Below are 16,042 nucleotides of genomic sequence, written 5' to 3'. Positions count from 1 at the left end.
CCTAGTGCATTCCGTCCAATTTAAACTCTTTTCGTTTCTCCTGAATTTCGTAGTTAATTTCCTGCACATAATCGTATAAGGCATCGGTGGAATTCGTCCCGTTATTGACGACCTCACGCAGAGCATTGTCCAGATGCCGACCCGTAAAGTAACCTCCCGGAACCTCCGGAACACCCTGAACCCATTCCCATTGTTCTTCCAGACTTCGATAATCGCGGACAGGCCAAGGTAACTCCTGTAACGCTTCAATATTCGCCGTTGGATACCGCGCCGCCGCTCCCATCAGACCTTCCATTTCGCGTCCGAAGCGAACCTGTGCATCCTTGCTGACCCACCATTTCATAAATTCCCAGGCCGCATCCTTATGTTTCGATTGCTCGAGCATAACGGTCGCCGTGCCTCCACTCGCGACATCTCGTTTGATACTTCCGTCTTGCTGCTTGAGGCCGGGAACCGGAATGAACTCCCATAACCCCTTGATCTCGGGAGCTGATACGGACAGATAGTTATAAAAGGTGTAATCCATAATACCTATAGGCATTTCTCCGGTTCTAAAGCGCATTGGAAAATCGAAGGTGAGTGGCAGCTTGTAACTGGTATAGAAATTCGTCCACTCCTTGAACGCCTCCAGCCCCGTTTCCGTATCCATACCGCTTTTGGAGCCATTGTCCAAATAAAACGAACCGCCCATCTGGTACAGCAGCATGGCATATGCCCGGTTCACTTCCAATACGGGTACACCTGTCGTTTGAGCAAGCGGCAAAGCCATTTCCATATTATGCTTCTGTAGCACCGGGATCATGGCGTAGACGTCCTCCCATGTCTGCGGCGGCTCCAGATCAAGCTGTTCCAAAATATCCTTCCGGTAAAATAACATATTGAAGATTTGTTGCTCCGGCAGTGCAAACACTTGATCCTCATAGTTATAGGGAACCATCGCACTATCCCTGAACTGCCTAATTAACTCGTCATAGCCGGGATACTCGGACAGATCTTCTGCCGCGTTCCGCATTCCGAAGTTGACAGGCACATCATTTCCGACCTGCATGGCCACATCCGGCCCCTCTCCTGCCAGGGAAGCACGCAGCAAAACATCCGCATTCACCAGCTTGAGGTTCACACTAATTCCCGTCAGCGGTGTAAACGTATCGTCAATCATGGCCTTCAACACCTGAGCCTGATCCCGGCCTGTACCAATCCATACCGTGACTGACTTGTCTTCATCAGATGTGCTACCAATGGTGTCATAATCCTCGAAAAATGAATGGAAGAAAGACGAAATTTCGTGTCCAACTTTTCGGAAGGACGAATCATTCGCTTTCGGCAGCTTCACATCAGGTGAAGCAAGCAGCAGATAGTCAATTTCCAGCGGCTGTTCGCGTACCTCCAGAAGCCAAGAACCGACACTGCCTACATTGATTTTGAATTGACCCAGCCGCTTCTGCACGGTTTCTGGCTTGTCGGCCAGATCAGCCAGTTGATAGGCTGTTTTACTCAATATCGCGGTCTTATCACTCTTTTCCCCCGTTAAACGAATTAACTCTTCAGATACGGCATTTAGAATGTCACTTTGTTCGCGAAACACCTTCACCATATCCGGAATCTGCTTCTCTAATTGATAATCCCGATAGGGGTCAGGTACGTTACCTGTGATCATCAGAATTTTGCGATACATCGCATTGATATCGAGCACACTGGCTTCCACCTGACGGATCAGAGGCGCAATCGCTCCCAGACTGACCTCAAGCTGCAATTCATGTTTTCCTTCGGTCAAATAAAATAAATAAGGTTCGTCCTCGTTGCCAAGCACATTCATCTGCCAATTCGAGTCATAGAAGAACGGAATTTGCATCATTTCACGGAAGGGAACCTTATTGTCGATCTGCAGCGAACGGGTAGAATAAATCCCCCTCAGCAGTTCCTGTCTGCCTTTGATCGCAATCTTGTATAGTCCATCCTCCGGCACATCCATTTCCCATGCAATCCATTGTCCTGGCACACGCCAGTTGCTTCCGCCGATGGTGTTCATTCTGATTTTGGATACATCGTATGGTTCCGTGGATGTGCTTGATCGATCAGTGATTGGATACAACGTTGGTGATGACTTGTAATTGGCATGCTCACCTTGAACTTTGATCAAGTGTCCACTGGTTTCCGTATATCCCTGTCTCTCATACTCCTGCTTCACTTCTGCATAGGATATCGGTTGTTCATACTGGTGTAGCCTGATCGAATCAATAACCATAGGCTCCCGGGTGGACACAAGCGTCAATGAGTGTTTGCCTGCAGAAAAATAAAACTGGTACGGCTCCTCATAATAGCCCTCCTTGTCTCTCAGAAGAGATTCTTGCCACATCGGTGCCTCCGTCTGACGTGGGCGCAGGTCGTTACCTCTGTTATCTTGTTCGATCTCGGATTTCTCGTTGACCCATACACGATGAAAACTCAGATTACGTGCGCTATTGAAAGGCAATTTGCCATCGATCCATAGTTCACGTTCTATTGCGGAACTTTTACCCTGGATCGGGTAATAACGCAAAGTCATGTGATACATGCCCGATTCAGGAACATCCACTTCCCATTGCACGGAACCACTCTCCTCTGTTCTTATGAACTTGCCAGTCTCACCACCTAGCTCCGTGACCATCTTCGGTTCCATTCCTTCCGCAGCTGTGTAGTCAGCTCCGCGAATAACAATTTCCCTCGAAGGCTGCTTCTCGTTCTGGAATTGCTGCAAATAATAATCATAGCTATCCTCCGAAGCAGATTCAGAAATCGGCATCACACGGCTCGGATCTGATGTTCGCTTCCCAGACTTTTCATTGCCGCTTGCACCAGAACTGGATATCGTGTACACCATGACGAGGATTAGCATAACGACGATAAGCGTCACTCGGGATAATGTAAACTTCACCCGATGCCCCCCTTTAGCAGACTGTAGTGAATTAGATAGACGGCCCGCATATCGATTTTGGGATGAAATCAGAAATGAGGCCGTCCTGTTTGTTAACGCTGATTACTCGAACTATTTTTTCTCGGGCTGTTCCCCGCTTAACACTTTTTTCACTGCAGCCTGTGCAGGCCCGATAACCTGAGCAACACCTGTTGAAGGTGTAATCTCGCCTTTGATGAATTTCTCCGTTACTTTGTCCAGTTGATCCTTAATGCCCAGACCACCAAAGCGACCACCAAACAGACGCTGCACCTGGCCATTATCATTCATCGCGTTGGCAATGGATGCTTCGTCCGGCAAAATATTTTCGAGCGAGAGCCTACGGTTATCTTGCCAGTTATCGAAGTCTTGCAGATCTTCCCAAATCTTCACGATCACATCTGCATCCTTCACTCCCTTTGGAATAACGTAAGCTGTAGCCTGACCGAATGGTTCGTAATACGACTCCGCTTGAGGTCCCTTCGGCATGTATACATAACCCCACTCATCCTTCATCTTATCTAGAATCCGGCCTTCGATCTCCCAGAGTCCACCCGGATACATGGCAATGGTGCCTTCTCCGAAGAACTTGGCTGGATCTTCCCAGTCGTTACCTCCGTTGGCCTTCACCACTTTGTGCTCATTGTACAGACCATGCAGAAAATTAAGCGCTTCCATAGATTCGGGTGAATTAAACGTCACTGTACCTGTTTGCTCATCATATAATTTGCCTCCGTTGCTCGCGACCAGCATCTCAGAAAGTACGTAATGCGCTCCAGCCAGTCCGTATTGATCCATTTTACCGTCACCGTTACGATCAACCGTTAGCTTTTTCGCCGCATCCAGCATCGTATCCCAATTCCAGTTATCTTCGTCCATCAATTGCTGCGGGTCTTTCAGACCAGCCTCCTTGAATATACGCTTGTTGTAGAACATGCCACTATCATTAGGTGTATACCAGCTTTCGAGTCCGTACACCTTGTCGCCTCCAAAGCGCATAGCATTAACAACATCCTGCTCCACACGAGTATCTTGAAGGTAGTCATCCAGCGGTGTCAGAAAACCACTCTGCATAAGTCCCCAGATAAATCCATCAGGAACTCGGACTATTTCAGCAAATGGTTCGTTCGCGAGCACAGAGGAGGACAGCTTTTCAGAGGTAGACCAATATTCCGTATTCAAATATTTGATCTTTACGTTATACTTTTTTTCCACCATTTGAATACGCTCGCGGGCAAGTTCATCTGATTCTGAATCCCCTTTTGGTGTCGCATCCCACCAGTGAGAAATTCGAATAACACGACCGTCTAAATCTGGCGCCGGCACAGCTTCTTCCTTGTCCTCTTCCTCTTCCTGCACTGGTGTTGTGTTCGTCTCTACTTCAGCTGGTTGAGCAACTAGATCGGCTGGTTTGTCATTTGTACCACTGCATGCAGACAAAAGCATGATTAACATGGCAAATAATACGAACATCATCATTGGTTTAGACATCATTTTTTTCAACATGGGCGGCCTCCCTCAAGTAAATGATCTTAATCTGTTCCAATGCAAATGTGATAAAACAGAGCCCTTTAAATGAGTCGTTCATCTTCCCTTTAACGAACGCTTCAAAGATGATCCAACCCCTCCTTAACACCTGACCTGCTAGTGTGAGCGTAATGCCTATTCAGCTTCTCAATTCCGTTCAGGGTGTTCGCCCCTTTCTTGAAATGACTGAATTATGCAGCGGGTTAAGCGCTTACAAACATTGAACAAAGTACACTTCTCGGTGTTGGATTATGTACCTTCACCACCCCAGCCATCCATATCGATTCCTCGTAAAGTACTCATTTCTTTGGGCTCAAACTTCATCCTACACACGCTCCCCCTCAAAGTTGATAACATTGAATCAAGCTTACAAAATGCTTTTTGATGACTGCCCTGAACAATCTGAATCATTACAAGGCCGCCTTAATGGGATTTGAAAACCTAGATTCACACTTCGCTTTCAAGAGCATTAGCCAAGTTGTTGAGTATACTTGAAAAGGATTTCATGAAACCCATTTCATTTATAGTATTATTAAAATCCTTAAGTCAGTACACATTCTGATATTTTTTAAAATATTTTCGTTTCCGTTGGTTCATTCCACAGCATTTGCTTGCACTATGGCAAGCTATATAAGGGTAAGGTGCTGTGTCCAAAAGAGGTAGCACCTCTCAGAGTTGCACCGCGTATTATTCAACGCAGTGCTTATCATTGAAGTAACATCACGAGTTCATCATCGTGATGCATAGCAAAAAGCGCCACGCTCGTATCGTCGTGGCGCTTCTTCCTGCTGTATGATGCCAATTGGTCATACAGCACAATCATAAGCTGCTGTTTTACCTTCATCGCAGCAGCTTCTATACCTTTTGATAATCCTCTGCTTTTATCCCGGCGTTTTCACAGTATTCTTTGAATGCCTTGATTACGCTATCTTTATCCTGACTTTTTAACGAGAAAGATAGCTTTTTATTTTGATCGAGAAGATGTATTTGAAGAAGATTAGTACCTATTCGCATTTCACTAATTTGATTAATCGAATAGTTCGTCTTATTTACTGTTATTCCCTCGGGCGATAGCACTATCGTATATTCCTTTTGTGAATCTATCCAATTTTTAATAACTAGAGCGATCACAATCAGCCCAGTTGTTAGCAGTAGTATTACTCGAAGGCCATCACCAATATAATTACTTAATAAAGTAATTACAGAGAGAAAGCCAATAGGCAAAAATATAAATAGATAATATAATGGGTAACCCTTCAACATAAATTTATAATTCATTCTGAATTCCTCTCATACAAAGTATCGCCTAAGCGTACTTTATCCTTTTAATTTATAGAAATTTTCTGCCGTATACACTGACCAGTCCCAAAATTTATCTCCCTGACTGATAATAAATCGATCAAACCACAACTCGAAGTTCATATTAAAGGGTCTCGACTCATCAAAATTGTCTATGTACCCCTTAACCATTAAGTAATTATTTGAGCCTTCGCTGTATTTTTTCAGATCAATTACGATATTATCTTGGTAGATATAGGCGATCTTCAGGTACCCCTCGTTTGAACTCTCATACGTTGCTTCTTGGATATCCTGCCACTTATATAAATACGCCTCTCCTCCGTGTTGCGGATGGTCAAATAACGAGCAACCATTACTTATCTTCAAAAAGTTAATATAATCATTCGGAAGTTCAAACCCTAATTTCCTTTGGAATTCGATTAAATCACTTTCATCTGCCGGCTCATTAAACGTACAGGTAGCTTGAGTTAAATAACCCTCTTGAAGCTGTAATTCTAGCAGGTTGTTATTTTCCAATCTTTTCTTAAGCGAGTCTATTGTTTTATAGATTAATTCTCCCTGTATCAACTTCCATCCACCCTTTCAATAAGACCCGTAAGGAGTCACAGCGTGAAAATTATGTAATATGAAGTCCGTAACTTTCCTTTCTAACTGAGCATTTACTTAATTATCTTGCTCTCGTTCTCTAATTCAAACTTCTTCGCTTGATTAATGATGCCTTCCCCTGAGAAATGTACAATCTCATGATGATCTTCACATACGAGCCATTCATATTTCTTCGATACCAGAAAGTATTCGTCCAAATGGTAAAGTTCAGGAATTATTTTATCGAAAATAATATTCTTTTCCCCTTCATAAACCCACATTTTATCGTTGTGGTCTTCAGCAATAAACCATATAAATTCATCTTTAATAATCTCTTTAATGGATTTATAAGGTTGCTCGATAAACCTCAATGCGTAATACGGTTCTTGAAGTCTATTCCATCCCCAATGCAAGTCTTGAGTATAATGAATCTTCTTTAGAAAGTGCTTTTCGATATGATCTAAAATGGATTTCCACTGATCTTTTCGGACTTCAAACAGTTCCTGCCTGTTGATTGAACACTTTTTAATGAGTTCTTCAATCTCCAATCGAACGGATAAAGACTCCATTTCTAATCTCCTTGTCTCTTTGATTGGAGCTCTCTACTCCTAGTTTTATTCTTCATTCAATTTCCTAATATCAAAACTGCAAATGAAATCACCCACAGAAGTGGAAATGAACTGATTAGAATAAGGCCTAACGTCTTTACCTTTTTCTTTAATAACCAAGATAGAACCGAACTAATGACAACAGCCAAAGGATACAACGTAACGATCGTTACAAGTGCTACTCCCCACATTGAAACTCCACTATCAAATGCCATGAAAGATAATCCCCAAATGATGAACCAAGGCATTAAGGTCAACACATAGAAGCTTTGAATAATAAATAAGTACAATTTCATCGATGAATTCCTTTATCATTTAGTATTAGTCCGTTATATTCTCTTATTTCTTTATATCTTGGCTCCAGTAGAATGCTCCTTGGTTCTCTTCTCTTATTCTTGCTAACGCTCTTTTCGCTGCGAGTTTCCCATTATGCATTCCGTTTGTCGAAACCTCTATTAACTTATCTCTAGCTGGAATGTATCTATGAAAACCAAGAATCTCACACGCTCTCTCTTGAACATACATATCTTCATCATCCAAATATGGTATTAATGAGTCAAGATTCCTTTTCGGTGTTAACGCCATAACTGAAAAAATATACTGACAACGGATATCGTCATCTATTAGTGGGTTAGAATTTATCAGCTTGTTTAACGCTTCAATACAACGTAAGTCTTCCTCCATCTCAGCATCACTAATTTCTATATCTGAGGGATAATCTTTCTCCAACTCGTCCCAATCATAACTAGGATGTTGTTCGAGTTTCGATATAAAAGAACGTACACTTCTAAAACCTGGAGATACATCTGTTTCTTCATGATCGATATAACTAATTCTGTATTTGCAAGCACCCTGAACCTGTAAACCTATGTAGTTCGAATGATCATCTGTCCATAAAGGAATAATGTCTTGATACACCTTCATTTCAGACAATAATTCGGCCATTTCAATGACTTCGTCAAATTCCATTAATCTTAACAAGTACTCCTGATCCTTCTGTTTCTTATAGTGAGCTTCTAACTCCTCAATGAGTACAATAGGTAATGTGATACTAAGTCTATTAAAAAGGTCTATAAACATATTACCTCTCCTTTGTAAATTTTGATTTTTCTCAATTTCACTTAAATCGTCCTCCAATAAATTTATGCTTCGACTTTTCCTAATACCATGAGTTGTGTAGGTCGTTGAATACCTATGTTATTAAGCCGTTCAATAATTTCTTCCCCACGTCTTTTGAATTCAATGTAGTCCGATAAATTCTTAGTTCTCTCTATATGTTTTCGACATGCCTCTGTGACTAAAACAATATCTTGCTCAGCTCTTACATTTCCCTTGGATTCATTGTATTCATACACAATCTCTACTCTTATTCCTTTATCCCTAATCAGATCTAAAATTTGTTGTTTTGTATAAGTCTGACTATGGTAAATCCCTAATCGTCGATCAATTCCAGCGCTAAAATGATGATACATCACATGAGATAATTGTGCTTCATTTTGACCATCGCAAAACAATTCGTTAATTAGGAATAACCCATCACTCTTCAAAACCCTTTTCATCTCATCTAATACTTTGGATTCTGGGGGCATATGATGTAATGCATTCGATATGCATACCGTATTAAAAGTATGATCTTCATAACTTAACTGCTCAGCGTTCATTGCAACAAAGTCAATTTTAGTATTTTCTATGTAGGTGTTCTTTGCTTGGAGTATTGCTTCATGATCCATATCAATGCCCACAATCTGGTCAATTCCATTAAATATATTCAACATCATCGGAATAAACTTCCCTGTTCCTGTGCCTACTTCGAGTATATGACCTGCCTTATACTGGACAAGCTTACTTTTTAATGTTTCCATGTATATCCTCCCTCTTAGAATTATTCTACTCGAATTCCATCTAACATTCTTCTTCACATCAACATTTATATCTCCAGATTTCTTTCAAGCAATACGCCCACTCGCTGCGCCATAAAGGAAGGAGTAGGAGGCTTCCCTTGTTTAAACCACCACTCCACTACGCCAACGATCGCTGACCCCAGGAACTGAATATCCACATTCATACCCTCCGTTAATTCAGAGTTACACCCTTCGGACATGCCGTTTTCTTTCTCTAGTTCTTCGATGAAAAACGTAAGGAACTGATCGCGGAAAAAAGGGCTACCTTTACTCGCTAGTAATGCAGAAAAGAACATCGAATGATTCTCGAAGTACTGGAACCACACCAACCCCATATTCTCATAATCCGTGTTATCGTCTGTAGAATTGCAGATCCTTCTTAAGTCATCAATATGTTCTTTGATGAGCTGATCCAGAAGATCGAATTTGTCCATGTAGTGAAGATAGATGGTCCTTCGACTAACATCTGCTCTGTCCGAAATATCTTGAATCGTAATTTGATCAAATTCTTTTTCCATCATCAAGTACTGTAGATGTCTTTAATCTTCAACCATGTTTCATACCAAAATGTTTTTTGATTCAAAGGCTCTACTACTACAGATTGACCATCTTTTCTATTTAAATAAATAACGTTCTCCCGCTGAACAAGCTCATCGTCGAACTTAAACACAATATCTCTACATTCTTGCTCATACTCCTTTTCTCTTGTTTCTGACCACTCTGCTTTTTCAATAGAATATCTCTTCCTCATTAGCAGAATCCTCCTGGAGTTATTATTGAAGTAACCTCCCTGTATGTCTTCTGAGCGTATTTATTCAAATAATCTTCAGATCTCGGTTGTTTCTGTTTACACTCTTAGTTGTTCTTCCAACCATTCTTCAAGTTGCTCTTTAATTACAAATCGATCTTTAGAAGAAATGCTTTTAATTTCATTCCAATCCCCATCAACAAGTTCCAGACGGTAATGGCCGTTAATATCTGAATCTGGATACCATCCTAGATCAAAGAGTATCGTGTCTTCTCTTTCAGGAATAAACCACTTCCCATTGTTGATTTTCATTTTAACGATCTGTAATAAATCTTCTGTGAAGAATCCCCAATTCTCAATAAAGTAGTCACTATCTGCACTAAGAACAGGGTCTACATCGTAGAATTTGTTATAGGTCACTGCATAACCTGCTGGAATCTTGAGTTGCATTAAATTCAAATTCTTCTCACTTCCTATCTTCTTTTTAAACTTCTTCTCTAGCTATTCATCGCTGCCATTCTATATGTACGAATAATCTCTCTCTTATAATCATTCCACTTGAAAGTGAACGATTCTAGATCAATTTTTCTATTATGTGGTTCTAATCTAAAATCGCTCCACCTTACAAAATCCCCTTCCCTTTCAATCAATACTGATACATAACCGCAATCTTCATCCTTACACCAAGGACACACTAATATGGGGTACCTATAATATAAGACTGGATGTAGTTGCTTCAGCAGAAAATAATCAATAGACTCTTGCTGTTCCTCTTCTGTCCCCCAGCCTAAACTTGGTACAAATTCGTACTTTTTAAGCATCTGATAGAGGGATTTCCCATCAATGATCCAATCAGCAAAAACCACATTTTTATTTCCTTCTTGATCAGGGTCACTGTCATCATAACGAGGTGCAAGCTTCGTTTCAAAATGATTTACCTTGTTCATTTCTCCTCCTACGTTTTCTCTCATATCATTTACTTGATAACTCATAAATTCCCACTAATTAGTTTTAGTTAATCTCGCTAATACTTCGTCAACGTTATCCCATTCATAGATTAATTCATTAAGGACTTTTCCTCCAATTTTTATTTGAACTGATTTAGATAAGTGAGCTCCATAATACTCATAAAAATAGCGTGTCTTGTTATCCTCTAGAACATCAACGAATATTTTCTGGTAACCCAATGAATTGAATCGATTAAATATACTTTTAAGTAATTCCTTCCCTAATCCATTCCCTTGGTATTCCTCAAGTATGTAAATTGAAGTCAAATCGCCTGCGTTGGGCACCGTATTTGTCTCTCTCTTCCAACAATCTGCAAATCCAATGATTTCTCCTTTTGTATTCTCTGCCAGTATTACAAAATTATCTGTTTTCTTGATATTGTTAATCCATAATTCAGTCCTTTGTGTATACGATAGATTGTTTAAAAATTCCTCTGGAATAATCCCCTTGTATGTCGTTCTCCAACTATCCACATGAACTCTTGCAATTCCTTCAGCGTCATGAATCGTAGCTTCTCTAATCCGCAAATTATCATCTCCTACATGTTTTGGACGAACTAATTTGATATAAAAGTTGCGTTAATGCAACAGGCTGCCTAATCTCGGCAGCCTGTTGGCGTTCATTAATAGAATTTATTAATTCATATTCCAAAGTGCCCGCGAACTAATTTAAATTGTTCATCAACACTCAATTCAGGTGTTCTTTCTATTGTTTTGATACCATGTTTAATGCAGGCTTCTCTAATATCGTGAGAAAACTTCACCATGTTTTTGTTACCATTCTTTATTGATTCCTCTGGGTTAGCCGTACGGTTAATAACATCCAGAATCATTTTATGATCTTCTCTAAAATAATATAGCCTCTCAATCTCTTGATCAGAAGTATAGAGGCATACGATTCTTTCCTTGGGGATAAACGGCAATATTTCCTCTGGCATGATCCCTAGGTCTATTATAATTGGCTGATCATTAGGCATCTTCAACAAATCGATGACAAAAAACTCCATCATTTCTTTGACAATTTGAAAAAGCCATTCACAATGTTCATCATTCGGTCTGTTAAACCATTTGTCCCAATCCAATTTAGGATGAGGATATTGAAGCGCAGGGTATTCAACATGGCTAGTGAATGATCTATACTTCAAGACATCATCCCGAAGAGTTTGAAATCTCAATTCCTCCACAAATTTCCTAGTCATGGTGGTCTTCCCCGCGCAACAACCACCATTTAACCAATAAACATGCTTTAATTGTTCTTTTAAATAATTATCGTTTACTTTCATATTTACCCTCCTCAATTTTTTAGAATTGAGAGAGGTGACGAATCTTTATTGGAAAATACATGTTAATACCACCTTTCTTCAAGTATAAAGGTAGTATTCTATGAATTGTGATCTAATCCTTTTTATTCCTTACACTCTTACGCTGAATTGCTACTTTTTCCGCTCTCGATAGTTTCCTAATGAGAAGTTATATAATTTCTGATAATGGTTTGAAGTCGCAATTGTTTATTTCAATCTTGTTCATTTTACCGTCACATTTTTTCAATACATATGCCTTACTTTCTGTATTGCTCTTTACTATCTTGTACATATCTCCATCAATTACAATTGCAACATTGTTCTCAAGAGCAATGCCAGGAACCTCTTTATCTAACATATTGTCATCAAATGTTTCATGACCATCTTCATTGTAATGTGGACAGTGATTAGCGGGGATTAGCCCCAGTCCTATGACTTGTTCTCTATCCCACCATCCATCACGATTGGTTTCTATACTACTGTTACTATGGCCTTCTAAAAACCAACAAATAGAACCTGCACTCAAACCGGACAATACTATATTATGTGCATAGGCTTCTTTAAGATATTGATCTACTTTATTAGCTCTCCATATTTCCATCATTTTAACATTGTCTCCGCCACCTACATAAATGATATTTGAGGATAGGATCTTGTTCTTAATGGCTTCATCAGAGATATCTTGATCGACAAGACATAACGTATCAACTTCACAACCCAATTGCTCTCCATATACAGCCTTAACAGTATCAATGTAGCCTTGAGCATCATTACTTGCTGTTGGAATGAATAGTAGCTTCGGATTTTCAATATTTGAAAATTCAACGATATATCTGTCTATAGGCAGAGTCTCATGAAACCGCATTTCGCCACCACCGATTGCAACTATTCTCCCCATTGGTACGCACCTCCCAAAATTCTATACGAGTGTTTCGTTTATATAATATTGTATTCCAGCTCGATCTATTTCTGAAAATTGAAAGGGATTTTATTCCAATAGTTCTTTTAAATCTCTTATCTTGATCCATCGAATCCCTGATGTTTCATCTCCCGTTTCAAGCAACTCTCCGTTTGCTTTACATCTAAAATAATAACCTAGAGAATCCACGGGCCCTTTAATAGTTTGGTACGCTACAAATGGTTTAACACATTCTACTTCAAAGTGATTTCCTTCAGTAACTATTCTTAATTCCTCTCCTTCAATTTCAGATAAATCTAGCCCCGTTTCTTCTTTCACTTCTCTCCTCAATGCTTGTGTTAATGATTCAAAGGGTTCGATGCGCCCTCCAGGAAGTTCAATAGTTAATGGCTCATTCGGTTTTACTCTATTCTGAATCACAATTTCGATATGATCATCAATATGTCTTTCAATGATTGCTCTTGTATTAACATAAAACAAGGTAATCCACCTTTCCTGTTAAAGGTTATAGTTACTTCAATTAAAATCATTTAATCTATCATCATACTTGCAGTTTTTTGGATTTTACATCCTTATCTTTCTTCTTTCATAGTCACATGATTTCCTCTAATCTGATAACGGATTCTAATGTTGTTTTTCAGATACCCAGGTACTTTGTTTTAAGTATATTGATCTATATTTGAGAGGATCCAAATATTTTTGCTTCGCAAATAAGATGAGATAGTTAAAAACCATGCTCTTTTCGAGCATGGTTGACGATTTAGGTTTGGCAGATAGATGATTTATTTCATTTGTATTTTTTCATGCTAGCAAGTATCACAGCAGAAAGCCCTACGCAAAACATTAAGCTAATGCAACTAAGAATAACCTGACTAGTCGATGCTTCATAGTAGCCAGAAATGGTAAATACAGCTGTAATAGGATATAAAGCTTTTAGGGTGTTTGATGTACTCGCAAATAATCCAATAAAAGAATAAAATTCAGTGATCACTAACGCAATCCAATATCCCTTTTTCATGTACGATACCCAAGCAATAATAGGTGAGATCGCAAGGAATATGCATAGACCATCCAAAAAATAAGCTCTCAAAAAATTTAGGACCACCCCTATGGATAAATCAGAAAAATGTAAAGCTGCTTCAGTAAAAAATGTTATAGCAAAGAGTAATAAGTAAAAAAGAATACTATATATAAGGGTTATAATCATTTTTGCAAGGGTTAACTTCGCTTCATTCACTGGGATAAGTCGAAGAGATTCAATTGTATTCTCCTGTTCTTCGCGACATATCATGTAACTACCTAAGAGAGCAATAACCGCCGGAAGAACGAAAAATGTTCCCAGTGGTTGAGCTACAGCCATATACCAACCTGCAGTATCTATATCCCTGATGCCGTCATTATCTGTTAATCCGGATAAAAAAACAATAACCGCTACCATAACTGTTGCGAAAATTGCAATCCAAACAAAACTTAAACGCCGAATCTTCTGATATTCTGCCCAAAGTAATGTTCGCATGATGAACACCTCACTTTCTTCTTGCTAACGCAACGTTTGCAAGGAGAACGGAACCAATCCCCCAGACAAAAATGCTAAAAAACGCCAAAGGTATACTAATTACCTGTGTATCATTCAGACCTGGAATATCTCCGTTTCGAGCAACGATCAATGCCATACTAGATAAAGGATGTATGTACATATTTATCGACACTATAATAGACCCCAGAAATGCATAAACCAAGGTTATAGAAACGGGAAGAATGTATCCATTTTGCGTGGTAGCAATTGCCAGGATCGGCAGCATAGCAAAAGCTGTTATAATACCAATCTCCAAACACTTTCTTATCAAAAACAAAGTGTTATGCCAATCCAATGCAAGGTCGTCAAGAAGTATACTAAATATAACGGAACCTAAAGCTGTAACGATCATGAAGCAAATAGAATAAATTAAAACCACAAAAAATTTACTAAAGAAATACCTCATTTTGCTGACAGGCACAATCCAAATTTGTTTAAGCATATCGTATTGATTTTCATTGTACATTAACATGCTGCTTAGTATTCCTAAAACAACAGGCAAGACAATAAAAAGTGTAAGTCCGAACGCTGACCATTTATAAAACTGTACAGGGTCGCCCCCTGTACTCCACGCATATTTAAATAGTAAGTATGATAGAAATGGCATGATAAGAGCTGAAAACATCATCATCCACAAAAATTTTCTACGTCGCAACTTAAAGAATTCGATTTGAATAAGTTTAAGCAATGCCATCTCCTCCCGTAATTTTCTTAAAGTAGTCCTCTAAAGTATCATTACAAAGCTGAGAACTAATAACCGACACATCTCCCAATATAAGAGCCTTATTAACAGAAGCCATATCCAGAGAATTATTGTAAATTTGCAACGTATGGTCGTCTTGCACAGAATAATTTTTCAAATCGAATTGACGCTCCAAAATCAAGCTAGCTTTAGCAGCATCAGAAACTTGAAGCAAAATGTACTTGCCATTTTTTCGTTTAAGTTCATCCATACTGCTTTCTTCCAACAGAATACCGTTGTCGATAATTCCAATATCATCCGCAAGCAATGAAATCTCCGAAAGAATATGGCTAGAAATAAGAATTGTTTTTCCACGTTCAACGCTCAACTTCTTAATAAAATCTCTAACTTCGGCTATACCTATAGGGTCAAGACCGTTTGTAGGTTCATCCAAAATTAAAAGTTCTGGGTCATGCAATATAGCGTTAGCAATACCCAGACGCTGCTTCATGCCGAGGGAGTACTCAGCAAACAGCTTCTTATCTTTATACGGTAATCCTACAACCTCCAATGCGTTCTTCACGGCGTTAGGAGCAGCTGTACCACGCAATTTTGCAAAAATACTCAAATTTTCTGTACCAGTTAAGTTTGGATAAAATCCAGGTGTTTCAATAATCGCTCCAATTCTGGGATATACCTGCTTTTCTCTACCTTTAATATTCTTACCAAATACGTTCACCTCACCAGAAGATGTAGATGTTAACCCTAAAATCATTTTCATAATTGTCGTTTTACCAGCGCCATTACGACCGAGCAAACCGTAAATACGACCTTTTTTCACATGCATATTCACATTATCTACAGCTTTTTGATCTCTATAATTCTTAGTAAGTTGTTTAGTTTCTATGATATATCCTGTCATACGAACCCCTCCTTTAATTAAAGTTTATCAAACAA

General features: G+C 39.3%; 20 protein-coding genes. All 20 read right to left on the bottom strand.

Going from position 1 to position 16,042, the window contains the following annotated elements:
• Position 1 precedes the first annotated feature (1 nt).
• Complete coding sequence (locus V6W81_RS07480) at positions 2-2,875, bottom strand: extracellular solute-binding protein (RefSeq protein WP_430701340.1); 2,874 nt, start codon at positions 2,873-2,875, stop codon at positions 2-4.
• Positions 2,876-3,025: 150 nt separating this feature from the next.
• Positions 3,026-4,438 carry an extracellular solute-binding protein gene (locus V6W81_RS07475; RefSeq protein ID WP_338542392.1) on the bottom strand — a complete coding sequence of 471 codons (1,413 nt, stop codon included), beginning with the start codon at positions 4,436-4,438 and terminating at the stop codon, positions 3,026-3,028.
• 270 nt (positions 4,439-4,708) lie between these two features.
• Entirely contained in the window at positions 4,709-4,870 is a 162-nt protein-coding gene (locus tag V6W81_RS07470; RefSeq protein ID WP_338542390.1) for a hypothetical protein, read from the bottom strand.
• Between the two features lie 295 nt (positions 4,871-5,165).
• Positions 5,166-5,303: a hypothetical protein gene (locus tag V6W81_RS07465; RefSeq protein ID WP_338542388.1), complete on the bottom strand. Its 138-nt coding sequence runs from the start codon at positions 5,301-5,303 to the stop codon at positions 5,166-5,168.
• 11 nt (positions 5,304-5,314) lie between these two features.
• Complete coding sequence (locus V6W81_RS07460; protein ID WP_338542386.1) at positions 5,315-5,737, bottom strand: hypothetical protein; 423 nt, start codon at positions 5,735-5,737, stop codon at positions 5,315-5,317.
• Positions 5,738-5,776: 39 nt separating this feature from the next.
• Entirely contained in the window at positions 5,777-6,325 is a 549-nt protein-coding gene (locus tag V6W81_RS07455; protein WP_338542385.1) for an SMI1/KNR4 family protein, read from the bottom strand.
• A gap of 92 nt (positions 6,326-6,417) precedes the next feature.
• Positions 6,418-6,912 (bottom strand): DUF6756 family protein, encoded by a 495-nt coding sequence (locus V6W81_RS07450; protein ID WP_338542384.1) that lies wholly within the window; start codon positions 6,910-6,912, stop codon positions 6,418-6,420.
• Between the two features lie 378 nt (positions 6,913-7,290).
• Positions 7,291-8,031, bottom strand: a complete 741-nt coding sequence (locus V6W81_RS07445; RefSeq protein WP_338542383.1) for a HEAT repeat domain-containing protein — start codon at positions 8,029-8,031, stop codon at positions 7,291-7,293.
• Positions 8,032-8,093: 62 nt separating this feature from the next.
• Positions 8,094-8,813, bottom strand: coding sequence for a class I SAM-dependent methyltransferase (locus V6W81_RS07440; RefSeq protein WP_338542382.1), 720 nt, complete (start codon positions 8,811-8,813; stop codon positions 8,094-8,096).
• A 65-nt stretch (positions 8,814-8,878) separates the two neighbouring features.
• Complete coding sequence (locus V6W81_RS07435) at positions 8,879-9,373, bottom strand: TetR/AcrR family transcriptional regulator (protein WP_338543969.1); 495 nt, start codon at positions 9,371-9,373, stop codon at positions 8,879-8,881.
• Positions 9,373-9,603, bottom strand: coding sequence for a hypothetical protein (locus V6W81_RS07430; protein ID WP_338542381.1), 231 nt, complete (start codon positions 9,601-9,603; stop codon positions 9,373-9,375). Before V6W81_RS07430 ends, V6W81_RS07435 begins: the two co-directional genes overlap by 1 nt.
• Positions 9,604-9,699: 96 nt before the next feature.
• Positions 9,700-10,050, bottom strand: coding sequence for a hypothetical protein (locus tag V6W81_RS07425; RefSeq protein WP_338542379.1), 351 nt, complete (start codon positions 10,048-10,050; stop codon positions 9,700-9,702).
• A gap of 47 nt (positions 10,051-10,097) precedes the next feature.
• Positions 10,098-10,592 (bottom strand): oxidoreductase, encoded by a 495-nt coding sequence (locus V6W81_RS07420; RefSeq protein WP_338542377.1) that lies wholly within the window; start codon positions 10,590-10,592, stop codon positions 10,098-10,100.
• A 9-nt stretch (positions 10,593-10,601) separates the two neighbouring features.
• A complete protein-coding gene (locus V6W81_RS07415; RefSeq protein ID WP_338542375.1) occupies positions 10,602-11,135 on the bottom strand; it encodes a GNAT family N-acetyltransferase in 534 nt (177 codons plus the stop codon).
• A 113-nt stretch (positions 11,136-11,248) separates the two neighbouring features.
• Entirely contained in the window at positions 11,249-11,890 is a 642-nt protein-coding gene (locus tag V6W81_RS07410; RefSeq protein ID WP_338542373.1) for a hypothetical protein, read from the bottom strand.
• A gap of 187 nt (positions 11,891-12,077) precedes the next feature.
• Entirely contained in the window at positions 12,078-12,806 is a 729-nt protein-coding gene (locus tag V6W81_RS07405; RefSeq protein ID WP_338542371.1) for a Type 1 glutamine amidotransferase-like domain-containing protein, read from the bottom strand.
• A 90-nt stretch (positions 12,807-12,896) separates the two neighbouring features.
• Positions 12,897-13,307: an NUDIX hydrolase gene (locus V6W81_RS07400; RefSeq protein ID WP_338542369.1), complete on the bottom strand. Its 411-nt coding sequence runs from the start codon at positions 13,305-13,307 to the stop codon at positions 12,897-12,899.
• Positions 13,308-13,614: 307 nt separating this feature from the next.
• On the bottom strand, positions 13,615-14,343 hold the full coding sequence (locus V6W81_RS07395; protein ID WP_338542367.1) for an ABC transporter permease: 729 nt from the start codon (positions 14,341-14,343) through the stop codon (positions 13,615-13,617).
• Between the two features lie 10 nt (positions 14,344-14,353).
• The gene (locus V6W81_RS07390; RefSeq protein ID WP_338542365.1) at positions 14,354-15,097 is read right to left on the bottom strand and encodes an ABC transporter permease; all 744 of its coding nucleotides are present in this window, start codon (positions 15,095-15,097) and stop codon (positions 14,354-14,356) included.
• The gene (locus V6W81_RS07385) at positions 15,084-16,007 is read right to left on the bottom strand and encodes an ABC transporter ATP-binding protein (RefSeq protein ID WP_338542363.1); all 924 of its coding nucleotides are present in this window, start codon (positions 16,005-16,007) and stop codon (positions 15,084-15,086) included. Before V6W81_RS07385 ends, V6W81_RS07390 begins: the two co-directional genes overlap by 14 nt.
• Between the last annotated feature and the right edge of the window lie 35 nt (positions 16,008-16,042).

Origin of the sequence: Paenibacillus tundrae (assembly GCF_036884255.1) — a bacterium.
GTDB lineage: Bacteria > Bacillota > Bacilli > Paenibacillales > Paenibacillaceae > Paenibacillus.
The sequence above is the reverse complement of the archived record's forward strand: the minus strand, read 5'-3'. Positions and strand labels throughout refer to the sequence as shown.